The sequence below is a fragment of the Acinetobacter sp. YH1901141 genome (assembly GCF_013416935.1).
In the GTDB taxonomy this organism is placed as follows: domain Bacteria; phylum Pseudomonadota; class Gammaproteobacteria; order Pseudomonadales; family Moraxellaceae; genus Acinetobacter; species Acinetobacter towneri.
The window spans coordinates 63,404-84,027 of record NZ_VPEY01000011.1; the positions used below are offsets into that span (position 1 = coordinate 63,404).

General features: G+C 42.0%; 20 protein-coding genes. 14 read left to right on the forward strand and 6 right to left on the reverse strand.

All coding sequences use genetic code 11. The features are described from left to right. The first annotated feature begins 3 nt into the window (after nucleotides 1-3). The 4 genes from infC to FTV52_RS07995 all read left to right on the forward strand — a co-directional run bounded on the left by infC (nucleotide 4) and on the right by FTV52_RS07995 (nucleotide 2,174). Nucleotides 4-552, forward strand: a complete 549-nt coding sequence (infC, locus tag FTV52_RS07980; RefSeq protein WP_096902435.1) for a translation initiation factor IF-3 — start codon at nucleotides 4-6, stop codon at nucleotides 550-552. A gap of 211 nt (nucleotides 553-763) precedes the next feature. Continuing rightward, on the forward strand, nucleotides 764-1,381 hold the full coding sequence (locus FTV52_RS07985) for a glutathione S-transferase N-terminal domain-containing protein (RefSeq protein ID WP_004975146.1): 618 nt from the start codon (nucleotides 764-766) through the stop codon (nucleotides 1,379-1,381). Between the two features lie 72 nt (nucleotides 1,382-1,453). Beyond that, complete coding sequence (locus FTV52_RS07990) at nucleotides 1,454-1,738, forward strand: hypothetical protein (protein WP_179990509.1); 285 nt, start codon at nucleotides 1,454-1,456, stop codon at nucleotides 1,736-1,738. A 7-nt stretch (nucleotides 1,739-1,745) separates the two neighbouring features. Then, on the forward strand, nucleotides 1,746-2,174 hold the full coding sequence (locus tag FTV52_RS07995; protein ID WP_004975149.1) for a YqaA family protein: 429 nt from the start codon (nucleotides 1,746-1,748) through the stop codon (nucleotides 2,172-2,174). 28 nt (nucleotides 2,175-2,202) lie between these two features. On the opposite strand, the gene FTV52_RS08000 is transcribed toward FTV52_RS07995, so the two are convergent. Next, entirely contained in the window at nucleotides 2,203-2,961 is a 759-nt protein-coding gene (locus tag FTV52_RS08000; protein WP_026438356.1) for an energy transducer TonB, read from the reverse strand. Between the two features lie 340 nt (nucleotides 2,962-3,301). Between FTV52_RS08000 and rpmI the strand changes: the two genes are divergently transcribed. Then, entirely contained in the window at nucleotides 3,302-3,496 is a 195-nt protein-coding gene (gene rpmI, locus FTV52_RS08005; protein WP_004975152.1) for a 50S ribosomal protein L35, read from the forward strand. 11 nt (nucleotides 3,497-3,507) lie between these two features. After that, on the forward strand, nucleotides 3,508-3,867 hold the full coding sequence (rplT, locus tag FTV52_RS08010) for a 50S ribosomal protein L20 (RefSeq protein ID WP_004975153.1): 360 nt from the start codon (nucleotides 3,508-3,510) through the stop codon (nucleotides 3,865-3,867). A gap of 292 nt (nucleotides 3,868-4,159) precedes the next feature. Here rplT and FTV52_RS08015 read toward each other — a convergent pair whose 3' ends face one another. Next, complete coding sequence (locus FTV52_RS08015) at nucleotides 4,160-5,188, reverse strand: hypothetical protein (protein WP_004975155.1); 1,029 nt, start codon at nucleotides 5,186-5,188, stop codon at nucleotides 4,160-4,162. A 159-nt stretch (nucleotides 5,189-5,347) separates the two neighbouring features. Between FTV52_RS08015 and pheS the strand changes: the two genes are divergently transcribed. From pheS to FTV52_RS08030, 3 genes are all read left to right on the forward strand, one after another. Next, on the forward strand, nucleotides 5,348-6,328 hold the full coding sequence (gene pheS, locus FTV52_RS08020; protein WP_004975156.1) for a phenylalanine--tRNA ligase subunit alpha: 981 nt from the start codon (nucleotides 5,348-5,350) through the stop codon (nucleotides 6,326-6,328). A 129-nt stretch (nucleotides 6,329-6,457) separates the two neighbouring features. Further along, on the forward strand, nucleotides 6,458-8,839 hold the full coding sequence (gene pheT, locus FTV52_RS08025) for a phenylalanine--tRNA ligase subunit beta (RefSeq protein ID WP_104852457.1): 2,382 nt from the start codon (nucleotides 6,458-6,460) through the stop codon (nucleotides 8,837-8,839). Next, entirely contained in the window at nucleotides 8,836-9,132 is a 297-nt protein-coding gene (locus FTV52_RS08030) for an integration host factor subunit alpha (RefSeq protein WP_004649746.1), read from the forward strand. The genes pheT and FTV52_RS08030 overlap by 4 nt, the downstream gene beginning before the upstream one ends. 370 nt (nucleotides 9,133-9,502) lie before the next feature. On the opposite strand, the gene FTV52_RS08035 is transcribed toward FTV52_RS08030, so the two are convergent. From FTV52_RS08035 to trxA, 3 genes are all read right to left on the reverse strand, one after another. Further along, a complete protein-coding gene (locus FTV52_RS08035; RefSeq protein ID WP_004975160.1) occupies nucleotides 9,503-9,790 on the reverse strand; it encodes a hypothetical protein in 288 nt (95 codons plus the stop codon). Nucleotides 9,791-10,211: 421 nt separating this feature from the next. Beyond that, nucleotides 10,212-11,480 carry a transcription termination factor Rho gene (rho, locus tag FTV52_RS08040; RefSeq protein ID WP_004975162.1) on the reverse strand — a complete coding sequence of 423 codons (1,269 nt, stop codon included), beginning with the start codon at nucleotides 11,478-11,480 and terminating at the stop codon, nucleotides 10,212-10,214. Between the two features lie 336 nt (nucleotides 11,481-11,816). Continuing rightward, the gene (gene trxA, locus FTV52_RS08045) at nucleotides 11,817-12,143 is read right to left on the reverse strand and encodes a thioredoxin (protein WP_004975164.1); all 327 of its coding nucleotides are present in this window, start codon (nucleotides 12,141-12,143) and stop codon (nucleotides 11,817-11,819) included. Between the two features lie 271 nt (nucleotides 12,144-12,414). On the opposite strand from trxA, the gene ppx reads away from it, so the two are divergent. Genes ppx through FTV52_RS08070 form a run of 5 tightly spaced genes read left to right on the forward strand, consistent with a single transcriptional unit; the run spans nucleotide 12,415 to nucleotide 17,542 of the window. After that, a complete protein-coding gene (gene ppx / locus FTV52_RS08050; RefSeq protein WP_004975167.1) occupies nucleotides 12,415-13,935 on the forward strand; it encodes an exopolyphosphatase in 1,521 nt (506 codons plus the stop codon). Nucleotides 13,936-13,967: 32 nt separating this feature from the next. Next, a complete protein-coding gene (locus FTV52_RS08055) occupies nucleotides 13,968-14,789 on the forward strand; it encodes an acetyl-CoA carboxylase carboxyltransferase subunit alpha (RefSeq protein WP_004975170.1) in 822 nt (273 codons plus the stop codon). Further along, entirely contained in the window at nucleotides 14,726-16,072 is a 1,347-nt protein-coding gene (gene tilS / locus FTV52_RS08060) for a tRNA lysidine(34) synthetase TilS (RefSeq protein WP_179990511.1), read from the forward strand. The genes FTV52_RS08055 and tilS overlap by 64 nt, the downstream gene beginning before the upstream one ends. Nucleotides 16,073-16,102: 30 nt before the next feature. Next, entirely contained in the window at nucleotides 16,103-16,930 is an 828-nt protein-coding gene (gene proC / locus FTV52_RS08065; protein WP_096902428.1) for a pyrroline-5-carboxylate reductase, read from the forward strand. Between the two features lie 42 nt (nucleotides 16,931-16,972). Further along, a complete protein-coding gene (locus tag FTV52_RS08070) occupies nucleotides 16,973-17,542 on the forward strand; it encodes a YggT family protein (protein ID WP_004975174.1) in 570 nt (189 codons plus the stop codon). Nucleotides 17,543-17,704: 162 nt separating this feature from the next. Here the strand turns inward: FTV52_RS08070 and polA are convergent, their stop codons facing one another. Beyond that, complete coding sequence (gene polA / locus FTV52_RS08075; protein WP_179990512.1) at nucleotides 17,705-20,464, reverse strand: DNA polymerase I; 2,760 nt, start codon at nucleotides 20,462-20,464, stop codon at nucleotides 17,705-17,707. Between the last annotated feature and the right edge of the window lie 160 nt (nucleotides 20,465-20,624).

Sequence of the window (20,624 nt, forward strand, 5' to 3'; positions counted from 1 at the left end):
GCGATTAAACAGCCTGACCGTAATCAACAGGGCGGAAAATCTAACCGTCCTGCTTTGAATGATGAAATTCGTGCAAAAGAAGTCCGTCTTGTAGACGAAAATGGTGAGCAAAAAGGTATTGTAAGCTTGGCTGATGCATTACGCGCAGCAGAAAGCGTTGACCTTGACTTGGTGGAAATTGTGGCAAATGCCGAACCACCGGTGTGCAAAATCATGGACTTTAACAAGCATTTGTTTGATCTAAAGCAAAAGCAGAAAGAAGCGAAGAAAAAACAGCATCAAGTACAGGTGAAAGAAATCAAGCTCCGCCCTGCGACTGATGTTGGTGATTACAACGTAAAATTACGTGCAATTATCAAATTCCTTGAAGAAGGGAACAAGGTAAAAATCACTTTACGCTTCCGTGGTCGTGAAATGGCTCACCAACAGTTAGGTTTGGCTCAATTGCAAAAAGTTGAAGCAGATGTAATTGAATATGGTGTAGTTGAACAAGCACCAAAAATGGAAGGTCGTCAAATGGGTATGTTGCTTGGTCCTAAAAAGAAAAAGTAATCCCATCTTGAACAAAAGAAGCACTGCACCTTGGCGGTGCTTTTTTTTGCGTGATGAAAGTGAGCATCTATGTTTCATGTTTATGAGATATGCCATTCGATAAAAAAACTCTACGCAGCGACACGCAACAAACGCTTAAAAACATGCTATAACTAAAACCGCAGTAGAAGAATGCTGGTCAAAAAGCAAAAAAAGTAATGAAGGATAAAACATGATTGATCTTTATTATTGGGGCACCCCCAACGGTCATAAAATTAGTATTGCACTTGAAGAAATGGGTTTGGAATATCAAATTTTCCCCATCAATATTTCAGAAGATGATCAATTTCAGCCAGATTTTTTAAAAATTTCGCCCAATAATAAAATTCCTGCAATTGTCGATCAGAACGGTCCGCGTGGTGAGCCAATCTCTGTGTTTGAGTCGGGTGCAATTTTGCAATATCTAGGGCGCAAAACTGGCATGTTTTATCCTACCGATGAACAGGAGCGTGTTGAAGTAGAGCAGTGGCTCATGTGGCAAATGGGTGGTTTTGGTCCAATGTTAGGACAGAATCATCATTTTAGCCGTTATGCACCAGAGAAAATTCCTTATGCGATTGAACGCTATATCAATGAATCCAAGCGTTTGTATGGCGTGTTAAATAAGCAGTTGATGGGGCAAAAGTACGTGGCGGGCGAATATTCAATTGCTGATATGGCTATTTTGCCGTGGGCGTTACGTCATGACTGGCAAAATATTTCGCTGGAAGATTATCCGTATGTACAAGACTATATTACACGGCTGACTGCGCGCCCTGCAGTGCAGAAAGCACTCGCGATTCAAGTTTAAATCTACTTTTATGCTAAGATGCCAGCCACCTGATACCTCACTTTTTCAGGTGGCTTTTTTATTGGATGAGCTATGCAAGAATTTTTTTTAAACTTTACCAAGATTGTTGAGCAAAATGCCAAAGTGTATTGGAGCATTATTTTGGGCATTGTGTCTTGCTTGATCTTATTTGTGATCGAAGCATTTCATGTGCAGAATATGATTGCGGCTTTAAATAGCACAGATCAACAGGTTTTACGTGCTGCGATTGAGCCTGTTACTCAGCGTTATACATGGGCACGTGCGGCACTTATTTTGCTTAGTATTGTTTGGGCGAACTGGGAATATTGTAAAACCAAGCAGGCTTTAGGGCTTTAAATCGTCTATGCTTTGGACGCTGTTTGGTTTATTTTTATCTGCATTTGGTGCGGCAACTTTATTGCCTTTACAGTCCGAAGCTGTGTTGTTGGGGCTGTTATATGAAGGCAGCTATGCACCCATTTGGCTGATTAGCATTGCCAGTCTAGGCAATATTTTAGGTTCTTGTGTGAACTGGTATTTGGGACTCAAGATCGAACATTATAAAGATAAAAAGTGGTTTCCTGTTTCGGCTACACAATTAGAAAAAGCACAGCACACCTACGCCAAATATGGGTTTTGGTCTTTACTGCTCAGTTGGGTGCCGATTATTGGTGATCCAATTACGCTGATTGCAGGTTTAATGAAAGAACATTTTGCCCGTTTTGTGTTGATGGTGAGTCTAGCCAAAATCGGGCGTTATCTGTTTATTTATTTTGTTTATACATGGGTTTAAGCAAGCAACCCCTATTATCTATAGACACTTATGACTGTTCTTGAGCATCACACGTGTTTAAATCAAAATAAATTTCATCTTTTAATTTTGACTTTTTATACAGCCAAAATTGACGCGGTACATCTACTTGAGCAGCTTTCACTGCAGCTAAAACTTGTTGATCAAGTGCGTATTGTCCCGAACCTTGTGTCAATTTCACACGTTTCACTTCGCCATGCTTATTTACTTTGAATTGAAACTTTAACTTACGTGAGTGATTTTTTAAATCTTCCGCACTTAAGTTTAATTGTGGTTGACTACGATACTTAAATTGAACTTTTTGCTGTTGTTGCTGTGCTAACCATTGTTTAGATTGAAAATCAAACTGGCAATCTTCGTGCTGGTTATCCTGAAATCTTAAATTAAAGCTTTGAAAACCAATGGTCGGTACGGCAGTATCTTCTACATAGGTCGGTTGAATTTCAGCAGTGCGAACCGCTTGTAATAAGGCATCATCTAATTTTTTCAGCCCTGTACTTTCTTGAATAGTGGCTTGACTGATTTTGCCGGTTTCATCTGCATAAATACGCACAATTGCAGCTCGGTTTTGTTGATTTAAATCTTCATTTTTATATTTGGGTTGTGGAAACTTGCGCCATGCTAAGCGTGTGGTGAGATGAGCAGGCAAGGCAGCACTTTTTTGTACTTCGAGTGTGGCTTTTGGTGTCGATTTCTGCTGCGGTGGTTTTGCAAAAAGATGCGTCGCACTGAGTCCAAGCAATAGAGTTATATATAAAGATGTTTTCATCATATTACGGTCTTTTTTATCTCACACAAGACGAGGCGAAGTATTGATGGAATTGTGAATAATCGCAAGGGTAATCCGCAACTTATTGCAAGTTTTTAGGGTGTTGATCTGCACAATTTTTGACAGAGCTTTAGCTTTATTTTGAATTGTAGTGGGTGTTCACAATTCCAGTATTTTTTCCTGAGTTGAATTACGGCAAATGAGTGAGGTAATGATCATTTTTTATTTAGCCAATATGCTTTTGTTTTAAGCAAAGATGCTTTAGAATACTCGCTCCCTTACCTGCAGGTCGTTTTTGCAATGGTGCAGACGTGCCGAACAGGTGTTTAAAGAGGTTGTTATGGCTAAGTTAAAAACTCGCCGTGGTGCAGCTAAACGTTTCAAAGCGACTGCTAACGGTTTCAAGCGTAAACAAGCGTTCAAACGCCACATTTTGACCAAAAAATCTGCTAAACGTATCCGTCAATTGCGCGGCTGTGTAATGGTTCACGTGAGTGACGTTGCTGCTGTTCGTGCTATGTGCCCATACATCTAAGGAGATTATAAATGGCTCGTGTAAAACGTGGTGTACAGGCTCATCGCCGTCATAAAAAAATTCTTGCTCGTGCTAAAGGTTACTATGGTGCTCGTTCACGCGTATATCGCGTAGCGTTCCAAGCGGTAATCAAAGCAGGTCAATACGCTTACCGTGACCGTCGTCAAAAGAAACGTCAATTCCGTGCTTTATGGATTGCGCGTATCAATGCGGGCGCTCGTCAAAATGGTTTATCGTACAGCCGTATGATCGCTGGCTTGAAAAAAGCACAAGTGATTATCGACCGTCGCGTACTTGCTGACATCGCTATGCATGACGCAGTTGCATTTGCTGCTTTAGCTACAAAAGCTAAAGATGCATTAGCTGCATAAGTCTTTATGACTTAAAAGAAAGACCGCATTTGCGGTCTTTTTTTATGCCTGAAATTTAGGGTCTCTGCCAAGTTTCATAACTCAATCTGAGAAATTTTTAGCCACAGCCTGAGCAAAAACAAGCACTGCTTTGTTTGCAGCGGAAGGCGCAGCGAAGGATAAGCATATTTTTTGCTGCTATTGCGTTATGTGCCAGTCATTTAGAATGACTAAATTTCCTGTCCCATGCCTTATATCAGCTAAAAAATATGCGTTGTCGCAAACATAGACGAATTGTCAACAGCCCCTAAGCTTATAAACCAAAATAATAGGCAGCTGCACAAATAACCACAGTCATTAAAATCAGTTTAATCACGGCAGATGTACCCACTTTATGCGTAGCTGCAGGTGTTGGTATTTGTGGTGAAGCGATGTTTTGTACTTGGCTAGGCGTTGATTCAAAAGGATCAGGTGTTTGCACTGGCGTGAGCTGTGCGGTCTGATAATGGTTCGCAACCTTGGTAATAAATTTGGCGTGTAAATCTTCAAGTTTCTGAGAAAAATGACGTAAATTGAGTTGTTCGCTTGGTTCAAGTTCTGTGCCATCGGCATGATAAGGATGCTGGATTTTATTCTGAATGTGTTGATCCAGTGCATCTAAACGATACAGCATCTGATGTGCATAGGCAGCAGGGTAGTCTGCGGGAATTAACGCCAAAGTTGGGTACATGCTTTCAGTTGCGTTTTGAGTAAGATCTACACCGAAATAAGGTTTAGCGCTTTGCTCTGGTTCAACAAACTCTGTAGCACAAGGATTTAAAAATAACTCGGAGCGAATAAAGCGATCAATTTCATCCCAGTTTGGAGAGGCAAAATCTGTATCGAGCTGTCTGGCAAGTTTGTGATTTAATTGATAACGCCACATGACTTCTTGACGTAGCTCGCTCTGTTGGGAAACAGGCGCCATATAATCTTGTTCTGCGGTATACCATTCTGCAAGCTCTTTTCCGAAAATCCAAGCAGATTTGTGCTGTGCCTCGTGACTCACAATAAAGTGTGCAAAAGGCAATAACTCTACATTTGGATTGGGGTTTTTTTCATCATTTAAAATACTTGCCTGATGTAGGCTTAAACGTCGCACACCTTGTTGTTTAAGATGCTCTAACCAGATTTGAAAGTGTTGTGCCAGTAAATGTTGTGACAATAAATCACGAAACTGAATTTGATGCTGGTTAAACACTTGATGCTTGAGCCAATGATTAAAACTTAAATCTTGAGCCAAATATTCATTGCCATAAGTCACAAGGGCAAGTTGCTGTTTCCAAATCTGATCGAGCGCCATAATGTTGAGATCTCGTGGTGATTGGCTTTATCTTATACTTTTTGTATTTCAAGATGCTAATCTAATTTTCATTACATCGAAGCTTCATCAAAGCGACTAAAAACTGTTAGAATACGGGGTTTTTAAATTATTTCTAAATTGTTGCTTTTGAGAGTTACTATGTCACTGGAAGCCCTGACCAATGAAGCGCTCGCTGCAATTGCAGCAGCAGAGGACCTTGCTACACTCGACCAGGTGCGAGTGCAATTTACGGGGAAAAAAAGCCAGCTTGCGGAACAATCCAAAGCACTGGGTAAAATGGACCCTGAACAGCGTAAAGAATTTGGTGCACAAATTCATGCTGTGCGTGAAGCAATCAATGCGGCATTAACTGCGCGTCAAACTGAATTACAACAAGCGGCTTTGGCACAAAAACTGGCGAATGAAACCGTTGATATTACTTTGCCAGGTCGTGGTCAAAGCATCGGCAGTATTCACCCAGTTACGCAGGTACAGGAACGTATTTGCCAATTCTTTACCAAAGCAGGTTTTACCGTGGCAACGGGCCCAGAAGTTGAAGATGACTATCACAACTTTGAAGCGTTGAATATTCCAGGACATCACCCTGCGCGTGCCATGCACGATACTTTCTATTTTGATGTGAATCATTTATTGCGTACCCACACGTCGGGCGTACAAATTCGCACCATGGAAAATCAACAGCCGCCTATTCGTATTGTTTGTCCAGGTCGTGTGTATCGCTGCGACTCAGACCAAACACACTCACCAATGTTCCATCAAATTGAAGGCTTATACGTCGCAGAAAATACCAGTTTTGCAGAACTCAAAGGTTTGTTGATTAACTTATTAAATGAATTCTTTGAAAAAGACTTAAAAGTACGTTTCCGCCCATCTTATTTCCCATTCACAGAGCCAAGTGCTGAAGTGGATATTATGGATGAACGTGGTCGCTGGTTGGAAGTTTTGGGCTGCGGCATGGTGCATCCAAACGTGTTACGCGCTTCAGGCATCGACCCAGAAAAATATAAAGGTTTTGCCTTCGGTTTAGGGGTAGAGCGTTTTGCGATGTTGCGTTATGGCATCAATGACTTGCGTATGTTCTACCAAAATGATGTGCGTTTCTTGCGCCAGTTTGCTTAAAAACAAATTTATACCTCTCCCTGACCTCTCCTAAAAGGAGAGGGGTGTCCATATATGACACAGGATGCTTCTTCTTTGAAAAGAGGGAGTAGAGGGGATTCAAAATTTAGATTTATAGGTTTTATATCAATGAAAATTAGCGAAAATTGGCTACGCACGTGGGTTAACCCAGCCATTGACAGCGATACTTTATCGAATCAACTCACGATGCTGGGTCTAGAAGTTGATGATATGTCACCAGCAGCAAAGCCATTTACAGGCGTTGTGGTGGGTGAAGTCTTAACGGTTGAACAGCATCCAGATGCAGATCGTTTACGTGTGACTACGGTAAATATTGGTTCAGGTGAGCCGTTGCAGATTGTGTGTGGTGCGCCAAACGTGCGTGTAGGTATGAAAGCACCTGTGGCAACCATTGGTGCGGTATTGCCAGGCGACTTTAAAATCAAAAAAGGCAAACTGCGTGGTGTGGAATCACAAGGGATGCTCTGTGGCGCATCAGAAATTGACCTTGAAGATAAACTTGATGGTTTATTGGAACTGCCTGCAGATGCACCTGTAGGTGTGAATGTACGTGAATATCTTGATCTAGATGACCATGTCATTGATATCAGTATTACTCCAAACCGTGGTGATTGTTTCAGTATTCGTGGTATTGCCCGTGAAATTGGGGTGATTAACCAATTGCCAGTGAATACACCTGACATTCAGGCAGTAGCGGCAACTATTCAGGATGAAAAAACTGTACAAAGTTTGACGGAAGGCTGCCCACGTTATTTAGGTCGTGTGATTAAAAATGTAAATACCAAAGCCGCTACACCTGAGTGGATGGAGCGCGCGTTGGCACGTTCAGGTATCCGTCAGCACAGTATTTTGGTTGATATTACCAACTATGTCTTGATTGAATTGGGTCAGCCAATGCACGCTTTTGATGGTGCTAAAATTCAAGGTGGCATTCAAGTTCGTCAAGCGACTGCAGCAGAAAAATTGGTGCTGTTAAACGAGCAAGAAGTTGAGCTGCAAGATGATGTGATGGTGATTGCCGATGACGCAAAAGTATTGGCGATGGCGGGCATCATGGGTGGTTTATCTTCTGCGGTAAGTGATGAAACCACAGAAATTTTCCTTGAATCCGCTTTCTTTGCACCATTGCATATCGCAGGTCGTGCACGTCGTTATGGTTTGCATACCGATGCCTCACAGCGTTATGAACGTGGTGTCGATTTTGAATTGCCATTATTGGCGATGAACCGTGCATCACAACTGATTGCAGAATTTGCTGGCGGCGAATTTGGTCCAATTACAGTGGCAGAACAAGCAGCACAATTGCCAACACGTGAAGCAATTGCGTTAAATCAAGCGCAAGTCGATCAGCTCTTGGGTTATCACGTTGATGCTACATTTATTGCCGATGCTTTAACTCGTTTAGGCTGCGAAGTTACTGTTCAAGCTGAAGGTCAGTGGAGCGTTGTACCACCATCACATCGTTTTGATATGGCAATTTACCAAGACTTAATTGAAGAAGTTGCTCGTATTCACGGTTATGACAACATTCAAATCAGTTTGCCTGTGATTGATGTGCAATTAGCAAAATACCAAGATCAGTTTGAAGTTGCGCAATTACGTCAAACCGCAGTGACTTTAGGTTATCAAGAAGCAATTAGTTTTAGCTTTGCCGATGCAAAATTGGAAAAACAATTAAACCCTGCAGTGAATCCGTTGGCATTGGCGAATCCAATTTCAAGCGATTTGGCAGTAATGCGCTCAACGTTGTTATCCAGCTTAATTCCATGCGTTCAGTACAACGTGAATCGTCAACAAAACCGTGTGCGTTTCTTTGAGTTGGGTTTACGTTTTGATTATCAACATGCAGCAAGCATTCATGACTTGAAGCAAATTCCAACTTTGGCATTGATTGCGGTGGGTGCTAAACATGCAGAATCTTGGCATGCTAAAGCTCAGCCTATGGATTTCTTCGATTTTAAAGGCGATATTGAAGAAATTTTAGCTGCAGGTCGTGTGCAGGTAGAGTATGTTCGTTCAGAGCGTACTTGGTTGCATCCTGGACAATCTGCTGAAATTTTGGTAGATGGTCAGTCTATTGGTTACTTTGGTCGTTTACATCCATCTTTAGAAGATGAGCTGGATTTAGGCACGGCTTGGGTAGCAGAACTCGATCAAACAGCAGTTTTGCAAACTTATGTATCTAATTTTACAGAATTATCACGTTTTCCATCGGTTAGACGTGATATTGCGCTTTTAATTAGTGATAAGATAAATGTAAGCGAAATTCAGCAACTTATTGAAAAAACGGGTGGAGCGCTGTTAGACTCAACTTGGTTATTCGATGTGTATACTGGACAAGGTGTTGAACAAGGCAAGCGTTCTTTGGCTTTTGCTCTGTTATGGCAACATCCAACACGTACACTTGAAGATGCTGAAATTAAATCTGGTATGGATAACATTCTGCAAGTGTTGGAAAACACTTACCAAGCGACATTGAGGGCTTCATGACAGCATTAACAAAAGCAGAAATGGCTGATCATTTAAGTGAGCTCACGAGTTTAAACCGCCGTGAAGCGAAACAAATGGTCGAGTTATTTTTTGATGAGATCAGCCAAGCACTGATCTCTGGCGAGCAAGTTAAACTTTCAGGGTTTGGGAACTTCGAGTTACGTGATAAACGTCAACGACCTGGTCGCAACCCGAAAACAGGCGAAGAAATTCCAATTTCAGCCCGCCGTGTAGTCACATTCCGCGCAGGGCAGAAATTCCGCCAGCGTGTGGGAAATGAGCAGATCGATTGATCTGCTTTTTTTTATGCTTTTTATAAGAGATTTTAGAAAGACGCTGTGATTTAGCAAGACATAGTGATTGATCTTGCAATTGAGAGACTTGAATCAAACTATGGATATGAATGAAAACACTGTAGAGCTGAACAAGACGCTACCTAAGAATTGAGCGTGGAGATGAGAAACCAAAAGGTTATATCGAAATAAATGCCGAATGGGGTTAAGTGTTTTGGTTAAATGCTTTTATATGCTGAATCATCTACTTGAAAAAGATGGATTGAGCGATTTGGAGATATTGTGCTGAGTAAAATAAATTTTAGACAAAATATTCAGAAATAAAAAAGAGAGCCATCGGCTCTCTTTTTGTACTGCATAATCGTATCGATTATTGAGCAGCAGCTTCAGAAGCAGCAGCAGCAGCGTCTACAGCAGCATCAGCAGCGTCAGTTGCAGCAGCAGCAGCAGTGTCAGCAGCATCTACAGCAGCTTCAGCGCCAGAAGCAACTTCTACAGCAGCAGCGTCAGCAGCAGCTTCAGCTTCAGATGCAGCTACAACAGCTTCAGATGCAGCAGCGTTAGCGTCAGCAGCAGCTTCTTCAGTTTTTTTAGCACAACCAACGAAAGCTAAAGTAGTAGCAACTGCAGCAGCAATAGCGATTTTTTTGAATAACATGGCATCACTCTCTAAAATATGAGATTAAAAAAAACCGACGTTAGTCTGTTGTATGCTTTTATTATTCCTAAATTTTGTTAGGCACTAACAACGCAGGCGCAGTCTAACTGGTCTGCGAATATGCTATCACTGCGCTTTTTGAATTGCTACTAGGTTGATTGAAAAAAAGGCAAAAAAACGCGAAAAATACGTGCTTTTTTAACAGAAAATAACAATTAATTTGGCATTTTAGATTGGAGAGTTGCACGGTAACTGGCTAAAAACTAAAAGGTTTTTACTAAATATTTTTTTATAATCATTTACTTAAAAATAAGTTTACATATACCGCGTGCAATTGTGTCTTTATGTAAATTTTGTCAACCAAATAAAAAAGCCATCGTTTTAAGATGACTTTTTTAGGTGTTCTAATATTTATAGCCGTTTAATTGGCTGCTTTACGTTTCATTTGATCAAAGAAGTCGTCATTAGTTTTGGTTTCTTTCATGCGATCAAGCAAGAATTCCATTGCTGCCAATTCATCTTGAGTGTGTAACAATTTACGCAAAATCCAAACTTTACGCAAATTATCTTCACTCATTAAGCGCTCTTCACGACGTGTACCTGATTTTTTGATGTTCATGGCAGGGAAAACACGTTTTTCTGCAATACGACGGTCTAAGGTAATCTCTTGGTTGCCTGTACCTTTAAACTCTTCGTAAATCACTTCATCCATTTTACTGCCAGTTTCAATCAGTGCAGTCGAAATAATGGTGAGTGAACCACCTTCTTCAATATTACGTGCAGCACCAAAGAAGCGTTTTGGACGTTCTAAAGCGTGCGCATCAACACCACCTGTTAAAACCTTGCCTGAAGAAGGTACGACAGTGTTGTAGGCGCGTGCCAAACGGGTAATCGAATCCAGTAAAATCACCACGTCTTTTTTATGTTCAACTAAACGCTTGGCTTTTTCAATGACCATTTCTGCAACTTGAACGTGACGAGCAGGTGACTCATCAAATGTTGATGCAATCACTTCACCGCGCACGGTGCGTTCCATTTCAGTCACTTCTTCAGGGCGTTCATCAATGAGAAGTACAATCAAGAACACTTCTGGGTTGTTACGAACAATCGACTGAGCGATGTTTTGTAGCAACATGGTTTTACCCGCTTTAGGCGGAGCCACAATAATTGAACGCTGACCTTTACCAATTGGCGCAACCAAATCTACCACACGTGCAGTTAAGTCTTCAGTTGTTCCATTACCTAACTCCATCACCAACTGTTCTGTTGGGAAAAGCGGGGTTAAGTTTTCAAATAAGATTTTATTACGTGAATTTTCAGGGGTGTCATAGTTAATTTGATTGACTTTGAGCAAAGCAAAATAACGTTCGCCTTCTTTTGGTGGACGAATCGTACCTGTAATGGTGTCACCCGTGCGCAGGTTAAAGCGACGAATTTGCGAAGGGCTGACATAAATATCATCTGGGCCAGCAAGGTATGAACCTGCAGCTGAGCGTAAGAAACCAAAACCATCAGAGAGAATTTCTAGAACGCCATCACCAAAAATCTCTTCACCATTCATGGCATGGCGCTTTAAGATGGCAAAAATAATGTCTTGCTTGCGGTTACGCGCCATTCCTTCAAGGCCCATAAACTCGGCAATCTTGATGAGTTCGCCAATCGGTTTTTTCTTGAGTTCGGTTAAATTCATAGAGGTTCTGATAGAATTAAAATTCTGGGGTACAGGTTAGAGAGGGAGCAACATTTAGCCGCATTCATACAATAAAATGAAAGCAATTGTATTTGCACAATAACGATTCAGAGCACTGATTCATTGTTTGATTGAAAAATGTGAAAAACAATTTCTGTTGCCGAGCGGCATTTTTGTGTTGTGTCTTTTCAGAAAGAGGATGAAAGATCCTGCGTTTCCTGAGCATGCAATATAAGAGAGAAACGTCTACTTGTCAATTTGTAGGCAAAAAAAATACGCCAATGCGTGGCGTATTTTTTTTCATCATCTCTATAAATAGACGATGGATCAATCGACTTAGATATTTTCGTCAATAAACGCAGTCAATTTAGATTTAGGTGCTGCACCGACTTGCTGTGCAACCACTTCACCATTTTTGAACATCAATAATGCTGGAATATTACGGATGTTGTAGTTCACTGCAGTTTGTTCGCAAGAGGTTACATCAACTTTTACAATTTTAACTTTGCCTTGGTATTCGTCTGCAAGTACTTCAAGTACAGGTGCAATTGCTTTACATGGCGCACACCAGCCAGCCCAGAAGTCAACCAATACAGGAGTATCCGATTGAAGAACATCTGCTTCGAAGTTTGCATCAGTGGTGTTTACGATGTTGCCAGACATGGATTACGCTCCAAATAATTTTTAAGATAGCTTTAGTTAGTATTACATAGCCATCTTGAACAAAGTAGGGGAATCTGTGGATTTTCCACTCAAAATACAAATTTGTCTAATTGATCGTGACGATAACGCTAAACGAAAATGCTAATTCTGTAACACAATTGTCATATATGCGGAAAATTTAAATAGTCGTCAAATTGTGCTGATAAATGGCTTTTAAATTAGGTGTATGTGAATTACTCTAGGCACAATTCTGTCTAGGTTTGTTTGAAGAATGTCTGATTTTTTAATTGATGAAGAGTTACTCGCAGCCATCGATATGGGGTCGAATAGTTTCCACTTGGCGATTGCTCGAGTGGATCATGGTGAAGTAAAAAAAGTGGCATCAATGTCAGAAAAAGTACAGTTGGCCGCAGGTTTAGATGAAAATAAGAATTTGACCGAAGCTGCTCAACAACGTGGTTTGGCATGTTTGGCGCGTTTTGTGGGACGTTTAACTGCGGTGCAGTCAAACCGTTTGCGTATTGTGGCAACCAACGCATTGCGTCAGGCCAAAAATGGACATGAGTTTATTCAAAAAGCCGCAGAAATTTTGCCTAAACCTATTGAAATTATTGCAGGGCGTGAAGAAGCCCGTTTAATTTATTTAGGCGTATCGCACACGATGGCAAATAGTGGTCGTCGTTTGGTAATTGACATTGGCGGTGGTTCGACAGAGTTGATTATTGGCGAAGAATTTGAGCCAATTCATACCGAATCTTTACAAATGGGCTGTGTGGCCTATACCAAAGCCTATTTTGCCGATGGTGAAATTAGCAAGAGCAGTTTTGAAAAAGCAGTGGTTGCAGCGCGTAAAGAACTGTATTCGATTGCCAATACTTATAAAGAAGCAGGTTGGGATACCGTTGCAGGTTCGAGCGGTACCATTAAAGCCTGTCGTCAAATTACGGTAAATATGGGCTGGAGCAATGAGCAGGAAAATCTGACTCGTGAAGGTTTAGAAAAACTCAAAGACCGTTTGCTCAAGTTTAAACACGTATCAGAAATGGAATTTGATGGTCTAAAAGAAGACCGTCGAGCAGTTTTGCCAGCAGGTTTGGCAATTTTATATGCGGTATTTGATGTATTAGATATCGATAAACTGGTGTATTCCGATGGGGCTTTGCGTGAAGGCGTAATGTATGACTTGTTGGGACGTTTCCAGCATGAAGACATTCGTGATCGCAGTGTACAGGCCTTGATGGGGCGTTATAACTCAGACCCGAAACAGGCTGGACGTGTGGTGAAAACTGCGCAACATTTATTTGACAGCGTGGCAGAATCATTAAAATTAAATAACGAAGATAGTGACTTATTGCGTCGTGCTGCGTACCTACATGAAATTGGTTTAGCCATCAGTCACAGCAGTTATCATCGTCACGGTGCATATTTATTGCAACATTCGGACATTCCCGGTTTCTCACAAATTGACCAAAACTATCTCTCGCATTTGGTCGGCAACCATCGTCGAAAGTTGCGCCAAGACGCGAAAACAGAAGCACTGAAAGCGGGTGGCAATAAAATTGTTTACTTAAGTTTGTTGCTTCGCCTTGCAGTTTTGGTCAACGCAAGTCGTAGCGATGCGATGCTTCCTGCCATTGAATTAAGCATCCGCAATGCGCAACAATGGCAGCTCAGCGTGTCGGGTGATGCCAAACAATGGCCATTGCTTGTCGCTGAATTGCACGATGAACAAGTGCAATTCAAGAATTGGGACATTGAATTGAATATTCAGTCGGAACAATTTGTCGATTAAGATTTGGTTAATTTAGGGATAACAGTCGACTTATGAAAAAAGCTGCTCAATCTAAAGCATGGAAAACCGTGCAAATTGCACGTCATCCTGAACGTCCGCAATTTCTAGACTATGTGGGTGAAATTTTCACTGAATTTGATGCCTTGCATGGTGATCGTTTATTTGGTGATGATGGTGCAATGATCGGTGGATTGGCACGCTTTGATGGTCAGCCTGTCATGGTGATAGGTCAACATCGTGGTCGCAGTACCCGCGAAAAATTACAACACAACTTCGGGATGTGTAATCCAGAGGGTTACCGTAAGGCGCAGCGTCTTATGGATATGGCAGAGCGTTTTAATCTGCCAGTTTTCACTTTTGTCGATACAATGGGTGCTTACCCAGGTGTAGGTGCAGAAGAACGTGGTCAGGCAGAAGCGATTGCGACCAGCTTGGCACAACTGTCGAACTTAAAAGTACCTGTAATTGCTACAGTATTGGGCGAAGGTGGTTCAGGCGGTGCGTTGGGTATTGGTGTGGCTGACCGTGTGGTGATGTTGTCACACAGTATTTACTCTGTTATTTCACCAGAAGGCTGTGCGTCTATTCTGTGGAAAACTGCAGAAAAAGCCGAACAAGCCAGTGAAGCATTGGCATTGACTGCAGAAAAACTGCAAAAGATCGGTATTGTAGAATACGTGGTTGATGAAGGTGAGGGTGCGCATTTAAACCCTGAACAAGTCATGCACAGTCTGAAAAATGTGTTAAAAGAAGCTTTGGATGAATTGCAAGCGATGGATGCAACACAACGATGCGAAGAACGTTACCAGCGTTTAATGAAGTTTGGCAGCGACAATTTAGGTCTAGCGTCTTAAGCCAATTACAGGCTTTTTCTGCACAGACAAAATTTTTAATCGGATGTAGTGGCGGCATGGATTCCATGCTGCTACTGCATCTTTTGTCGTTTTTGTGCCCTGAAAAAGTACGCGCGATTTATATTGATCACCAATTGCAAAGTCCAAGCGCAGCGTGGGGCACATTGGTGCAAGCCACCTGCCAAAATTTAAATGTGCCGTGTGTGCTGCAAAAAGTCAGTGTGTCTGAGGGTAATTTAGAAAATCAGGCACGTCAGGCGCGTTATCAGGCCTATATGCAGCACTTAGATAGCAACGAAGTTCTAGTATTGGCGCATCATCAGCAAGATCAGGCAGAAACCGTATTGCTGCGTTTGTTTTCAGGCGCAGGTGTGCAAGGACTTGCTGCCATGCAAGCTGTCGATGTGCGTGATGACATCAGTATTTGGCGTCCGTTATTGGATATTTCGCGTGAGCAGATTTGCCAATGGAGTGCTGAATTAAAGCTCGATTATGTGCAAGACCCAAGCAATCAGGATGTGCATTATGACCGAGCTTGGGCAAGAGAAATATTGTGGCCTGTCGTGCAACAGCGTTTTCCTAAAATGCAGCAAGCTGTGACGCGTACTGCAAACTTGATGCAAGATACTGAAAACATTTTGGCAGAAGTTTTGGCGCAGGATTTAGCTGCATGTGGCACAGACTCGCAGTTGAATTTAATTCAGTTACAACAATTGTCTTTGTCACGGCAACGTCAGCTATTATCGGCATGGATGAAAGGACAGGCACAATATCGCCCAAGTTTTGATATGGTCGAACGCTTGCAACGTGAGGTGATTCAAGCCAAAGCCGATGCACAAGCGGCATTACATTGTCAGGATTATTATTATCTGCGTTATCAGCAACAATTATTTCGTTTGCCGAAAGCGGAGTATTTAGCTGCAGAACATTTTGAGGCAGAAGAACAAGTGTTATGTTTGCAGGCAGATCAGACTTTTCAAGTGTGGTCTGGCTGTTATCAACTGCAACAAGCCAAAGTCGGTTTATCTGCAACTTTGCTGAATCGTCCGTTAACTTTACTGCCACGTTTGGGTGGTGAAAAAATTCATTTGTATGGTCGGGTGGGCACATGGCCACTGAAAAAAGCCATTCAGGAAGCACAAATTTTTCCGTGGACGCGTCATACAATTCAAATATTAAGCCTAGATAATGTTATGCTAGGCGTTTTTAGCCCCAAAGGCTTTTGGCTTGCACAGTCGGACTATTGTGTCGCAGATGGATGGCAACCGAATTTAGTCTCTTAACGACAAAGAACTCAACGAAGAGCGTGAATCATGAGTGCAGTATTGAATTGTAATATTAGTTTCATTGGCGGTGGCAACATGGCGCAAGCCTTGATTGGTGGTTTGATTGCCAGAGGTTTGCCGCCAACCCGTATTACAGTTTCAGACCCTGTAGAACAAGTGCGTGAATTATTAAAAGAAAAAGATGTGCATGTCACTGAGGATAATTTGGCCGCGATTGCAGATGCAGATATTGTGGTATTTGCAGTCAAACCACAGGTTTTGGCACAAGTATTGCGTCCATTGCACGGTCAGTTTGAAGATAAACTGGTGATTTCGATTGTTGCGGGCGCAGAAATTGCCACGATTTCTGAGTTATTACGTACAGAACGTGTAGTGCGGGTAATGCCAAATACGCCTGCTTTGGTGCAAACAGGTGCACATGGTTTGTATGCAACCGAACAGGTCAATAGCACTGACCGTGAATTGGCAAGTCAGGTTTTGGCAGCGACAGGTTTAACTATTTGGGTAAACTCTGAGGCGCAAATTGATGCTGTGACTGCAGTATCTGGTTCAGGGCCAGCATATTTCTTCTATTTGATGGAAAGTATGATTCGTGCAGGCAAGAACTTAGGTTTAGATGAAAAAGTGGCGACAGCACTGACGTTACAAACTGCTTTGGGTGCAGCACAAATGGCAATTACCAGCTCGAATACACCTGCAGAATTACGCAAAAATGTAACTTCACCAAATGGCACGACCCAAGCGGCAATTGAAGTGTTTGATCATGCGCAAATTTCACAAAATATTCAGGCGGCATTGGCTGCTGCTAAAACGCGTAGTCAAGAATTAGCGCAAGAGTTGAGTGATAGTATTTAATTATTGAAAAACAATGAATTTAAATTTTAGGAAAGTTTAAGTATGGGTGCAAATTCTGCGCTAATTTTTGGCATTATCATTAACGTAGCGATTTTGCTCGTATTCTTCCGTTTCTTAATGCAATTGGCAGCGGTGAGTCCTTATAACCCTGTGGTGCTTTCAACCATTAAAGCCACCAAAATTGTAGATGTATTTGGACGTATTTTTCCAACGGTTGGCAAAGGTCGAGTTAACTCTGCAGCCTTGGCTTTGTTGGTGGTGTTGTATCTACTCAAAATTTTTGGTGTTATGTATCTCAATGGTGCGATGCCGAATAGTCCAATTCACTTACTGATTCTGACTTTTGTGACCATGATTCAGGATTTAATCCGTTTCTGTCGTTATTTGATTTTTGCCACCATTATTTTGAGTTGGGTGGTGATGTTTACTCAATCTCGTGGCCCGTATATTGAGGTGATTCAAGAGTTGGCAGAGCCGTTATTAGCACCATTTCGTCGTTTATTGCCGAACATGGGCATGATTGATTTGTCGCCAATTATTGCATTTTTGGCTTTATATATCGCTGAAATTATTATGAATCAGGTAGCGATTGTATTGCTGACTGGCTTATAAGTCGCATTATCCTAAAACATTAAAAAGGACTCAAATCGAGTCCTTTTTTTGTAGTTTAAGTTTGGGCTGACGACCTTAATGAGTCTTCAGAAATACAAATAACCTGCATCCTGACCTCCTTCTAGGCGAAGGAAGGTGCTGAAAAAAGAGAGCGCAACGACTTTAATGCGCTTCATCCCAGTTATTGCCTTTTCCGACTTCCACCACCAATGGTACAGAAATTTCCACCACAGATTGCATGACTTCTGCCAACTTCGGCGCGAGTTCATCTGCCGCATCTGCATCGACTTCAAATACCAATTCATCGTGTACTTGCAGCAACATTTTGGCTTGCGCTTGCGGTAACATTTTGTCGACTTCAATCATCGCCATTTTAATAATATCAGCTGCAGAGCCTTGTAATGGCGCGTTAATTGCCGCACGTTCTGCCGCTTTACGTACCATCATATTACGTGCAGCAATATCTGGCGTATAGAGGCGACGACCTAAAATAGTTTCTACAAAACCTTGTTCTAGCGCGACTTGGCGGGTACGTTGCATATATTCATAAATGCCCGGATAACGCTGGAAGTATTGCTTGATGTAGTTTTGTGATTCTTCACGGGTAAACCCAAGCTGACGAATTAAGCCAAATTCCGACATGCCGTAGAGCAGACCGAAGTTTACAGCTTTGGCCTGACGACGCTGATCTGAGGTTACGTCTTCTAAGGCAATACCCAAGACTTCTGCCGCAGTACGGCGGTGCACGTCTTGTCCATGGTTAAAGGCATCGAGTAGGGCATCATCTTGTGAAAAATGTGCCATTAAACGCAATTCGATTTGCGAGTAGTCGGCTGCCAACAACACGCGACCTTCAGGTGCGACAAAGGCTTTACGAATTTGACGACCAATTTCAGTACGAATTGGAATGTTTTGTAAGTTTGGATCAGTAGAAGATAAACGCCCTGTTGCAGTCAAAGCTTGGTGATAACTGGTATGCACTCGATGCGTATCGTTGTTGGCTTGCTTCAGTAAGCCATCGGTATAGGTGCTTTTGAGTTTAGATAAACCACGGTAGTCTAAAATTAAACTACTGATCGGATGCTCAATTTTTTCCAAAACACTTTCACTGGTACTGTATTGACCTGTTGCGGTTTTCTTGCCGCCTTTGAGTCCGAGTTTATCAAACAGGATTTCGCCCACTTGTTTCGGTGAGCTGACATTAAAGTTTTCACCTGCCAATTCTACAATTTGGTTTTCCAAATCTTGCATGGTTTGGGAAAAATCGACACCCAATTGATCTAAAAATTTCAGATCAAGCTGAATGCCATTTTCTTCCATACTGGTCAGCACACGCGCCACAGGCATTTCGATGTTGTGCAAAATATTGACCAATTCAGGATGCTTTTGTAGCTTCGCAGACAGCACTTCATATAAACGATACGTAATATGCGCATCTTCTGCAGCGTAGTGCGCAGCCGTTTCAATTTCAATTTGATTGAAAGTTTTTTGCTTGACGCCTTTGCCTGCAATTTGCTCATAAGATGTGGTCAGGTGGCTTAAATATAAGCGTGCCACATCATCCATGCCGTGACGGGTTGCGACAGAGTTAAGCACATAAGATGCCAACATGGTATCGAAATACCAACCTTGTAAATGAATACCGTGATTTTCAAGCACATGCGCATCATATTTTAAATGATGCCCAATTTTATCCACCGCATTATTTTCTAAAATAGGTTTGATTTGTGCCAAAACCTGATCACGGTTGAGCTGCTGTGGTGCGCCCTCATAATCATGCGCCAAAGGTACGTAATAGGCATCTTTGGCATCGAACGCGATAGAAAAACCAACAATTTCTGCAACGCGATAATCCAGACTGGTGGTTTCTGTATCAAAGGCAAAACGCTGTGCAGTTTGCAAGCGTTGCAGCAAAGCATCCCAATGCGCCTGATCTAAAATGGTGTGGTATGTTGCTGCACCGAGTTGATCATCAACACTGCTTTGCGTGGCTTGATCTTCAGTTTCAATTTCATTGGCTGTCGGTGCGGCGACTGTTTTTGCAGCTTGTTTATAATTGCTGTTATTTGGATTATTTGGATGATCGAGCGATTGTAATTGATTACGGAATTCTAGCTCGGTATATAAATTGCGTAAGGCTTCAACATTAGGGTCTTGTAGTTTTAGATCGGCATAACCAAAGTTCAGATCAAGGTCACAAACAATGCTGGCGAGTTGATGATCTAGCGCGATGCCATCGGCATTGTCTTTAATATTTTGTCCGACTTTGCCTTTAATATGATCGACATTTTCTAAAATCGCACCAATCGAGCCATATTCGGTCAGTAGTTTTGCAGCAGTTTTGGCGCCAATGCCGGGCACGCCCATAATACCATCGGAAGCATCACCCATGAGGGTCAGATAATCAATAATTTGATGCGGCCATACGCCAAACTTGTCAAATACAGCCTGAATATCCATTGGCTTTTCTTTGAAGCTGTCTTCAAGGGTAACTTTTTCAGTCACCAACTGCGCCATGTCTTTATCGCCCGTAGAAATCAGTACTTGCTGTCCTTCGGCTTCGGCACGTTTGGCTAAAGTTCCAATAATATCATCGGCTTCTGCGCCTGGTAGCATGTAAAGTGGAATACCCAAAGCACGAATTAAAGCATGTAAGTATGGAATTTGCTGAGAAAGTTCCTCAGGCATACTTGGGCGGTCACCTTTATAAATTGGCGATAGTTCGTGACGGAAAGTCGGCTCAGGCGTATCAAAAATTACCGCCATGTGAGTAGGCTGAGTACGACGCATCAACTTTTGAATCGCAGAGATCGCGCCACGAATAGCATTGGTATGTAAACCAGTTGACGTGGTTAATGGTGGTAGTGCGTGAAAGGCACGAAATAGAAAATATGAGCCATCGACCAAGACAAATGGTGGCATGGATTGATTCCTTCTGCAAATAAGCAGTTTATTGTACGTGATTTTTGCAGTTGTCGCAGAAACTGATTTTTAAGGCAAGTGTTGCAGACGCACAGTTACCGAATTGCTGATGAATCCTGATTCAGAATCGTGCTGTCTGTTGTATGATCGGAGCCATGAC

Excerpts from the sequence above, each read along its gene's own strand:
- FTV52_RS07985 (WP_004975146.1), top strand. The coding sequence starts at position 764 with ATGATTGATCTTTATTATTGGGGCACCCCCAACGGTCATAAAATTAGT.
- FTV52_RS07990 (WP_179990509.1), top strand. The coding sequence starts at position 1,454 with ATGCAAGAATTTTTTTTAAACTTTACCAAGATTGTTGAGCAAAATGCC.
- FTV52_RS07995 (WP_004975149.1), top strand. The coding sequence starts at position 1,746 with ATGCTTTGGACGCTGTTTGGTTTATTTTTATCTGCATTTGGTGCGGCA.
- FTV52_RS08000 (WP_026438356.1), bottom strand. The coding sequence starts at position 2,961 with ATGAAAACATCTTTATATATAACTCTATTGCTTGGACTCAGTGCGACG.
- rpmI (WP_004975152.1), top strand. The coding sequence starts at position 3,302 with ATGGCTAAGTTAAAAACTCGCCGTGGTGCAGCTAAACGTTTCAAAGCG.
- rplT (WP_004975153.1), top strand. The coding sequence starts at position 3,508 with ATGGCTCGTGTAAAACGTGGTGTACAGGCTCATCGCCGTCATAAAAAA.
- FTV52_RS08015 (WP_004975155.1), bottom strand. The coding sequence starts at position 5,188 with ATGGCGCTCGATCAGATTTGGAAACAGCAACTTGCCCTTGTGACTTAT.
- pheS (WP_004975156.1), top strand. The coding sequence starts at position 5,348 with ATGTCACTGGAAGCCCTGACCAATGAAGCGCTCGCTGCAATTGCAGCA.
- pheT (WP_104852457.1), top strand. The coding sequence starts at position 6,458 with ATGAAAATTAGCGAAAATTGGCTACGCACGTGGGTTAACCCAGCCATT.
- FTV52_RS08030 (WP_004649746.1), top strand. The coding sequence starts at position 8,836 with ATGACAGCATTAACAAAAGCAGAAATGGCTGATCATTTAAGTGAGCTC.
- FTV52_RS08035 (WP_004975160.1), bottom strand. The coding sequence starts at position 9,790 with ATGTTATTCAAAAAAATCGCTATTGCTGCTGCAGTTGCTACTACTTTA.
- rho (WP_004975162.1), bottom strand. The coding sequence starts at position 11,480 with ATGAATTTAACCGAACTCAAGAAAAAACCGATTGGCGAACTCATCAAG.
- trxA (WP_004975164.1), bottom strand. The coding sequence starts at position 12,143 with ATGTCTGGCAACATCGTAAACACCACTGATGCAAACTTCGAAGCAGAT.
- ppx (WP_004975167.1), top strand. The coding sequence starts at position 12,415 with ATGTCTGATTTTTTAATTGATGAAGAGTTACTCGCAGCCATCGATATG.
- FTV52_RS08055 (WP_004975170.1), top strand. The coding sequence starts at position 13,968 with ATGAAAAAAGCTGCTCAATCTAAAGCATGGAAAACCGTGCAAATTGCA.
- tilS (WP_179990511.1), top strand. The coding sequence starts at position 14,726 with ATGCGAAGAACGTTACCAGCGTTTAATGAAGTTTGGCAGCGACAATTT.
- proC (WP_096902428.1), top strand. The coding sequence starts at position 16,103 with ATGAGTGCAGTATTGAATTGTAATATTAGTTTCATTGGCGGTGGCAAC.
- FTV52_RS08070 (WP_004975174.1), top strand. The coding sequence starts at position 16,973 with ATGGGTGCAAATTCTGCGCTAATTTTTGGCATTATCATTAACGTAGCG.
- polA (WP_179990512.1), bottom strand. The coding sequence starts at position 20,464 with ATGCCACCATTTGTCTTGGTCGATGGCTCATATTTTCTATTTCGTGCC.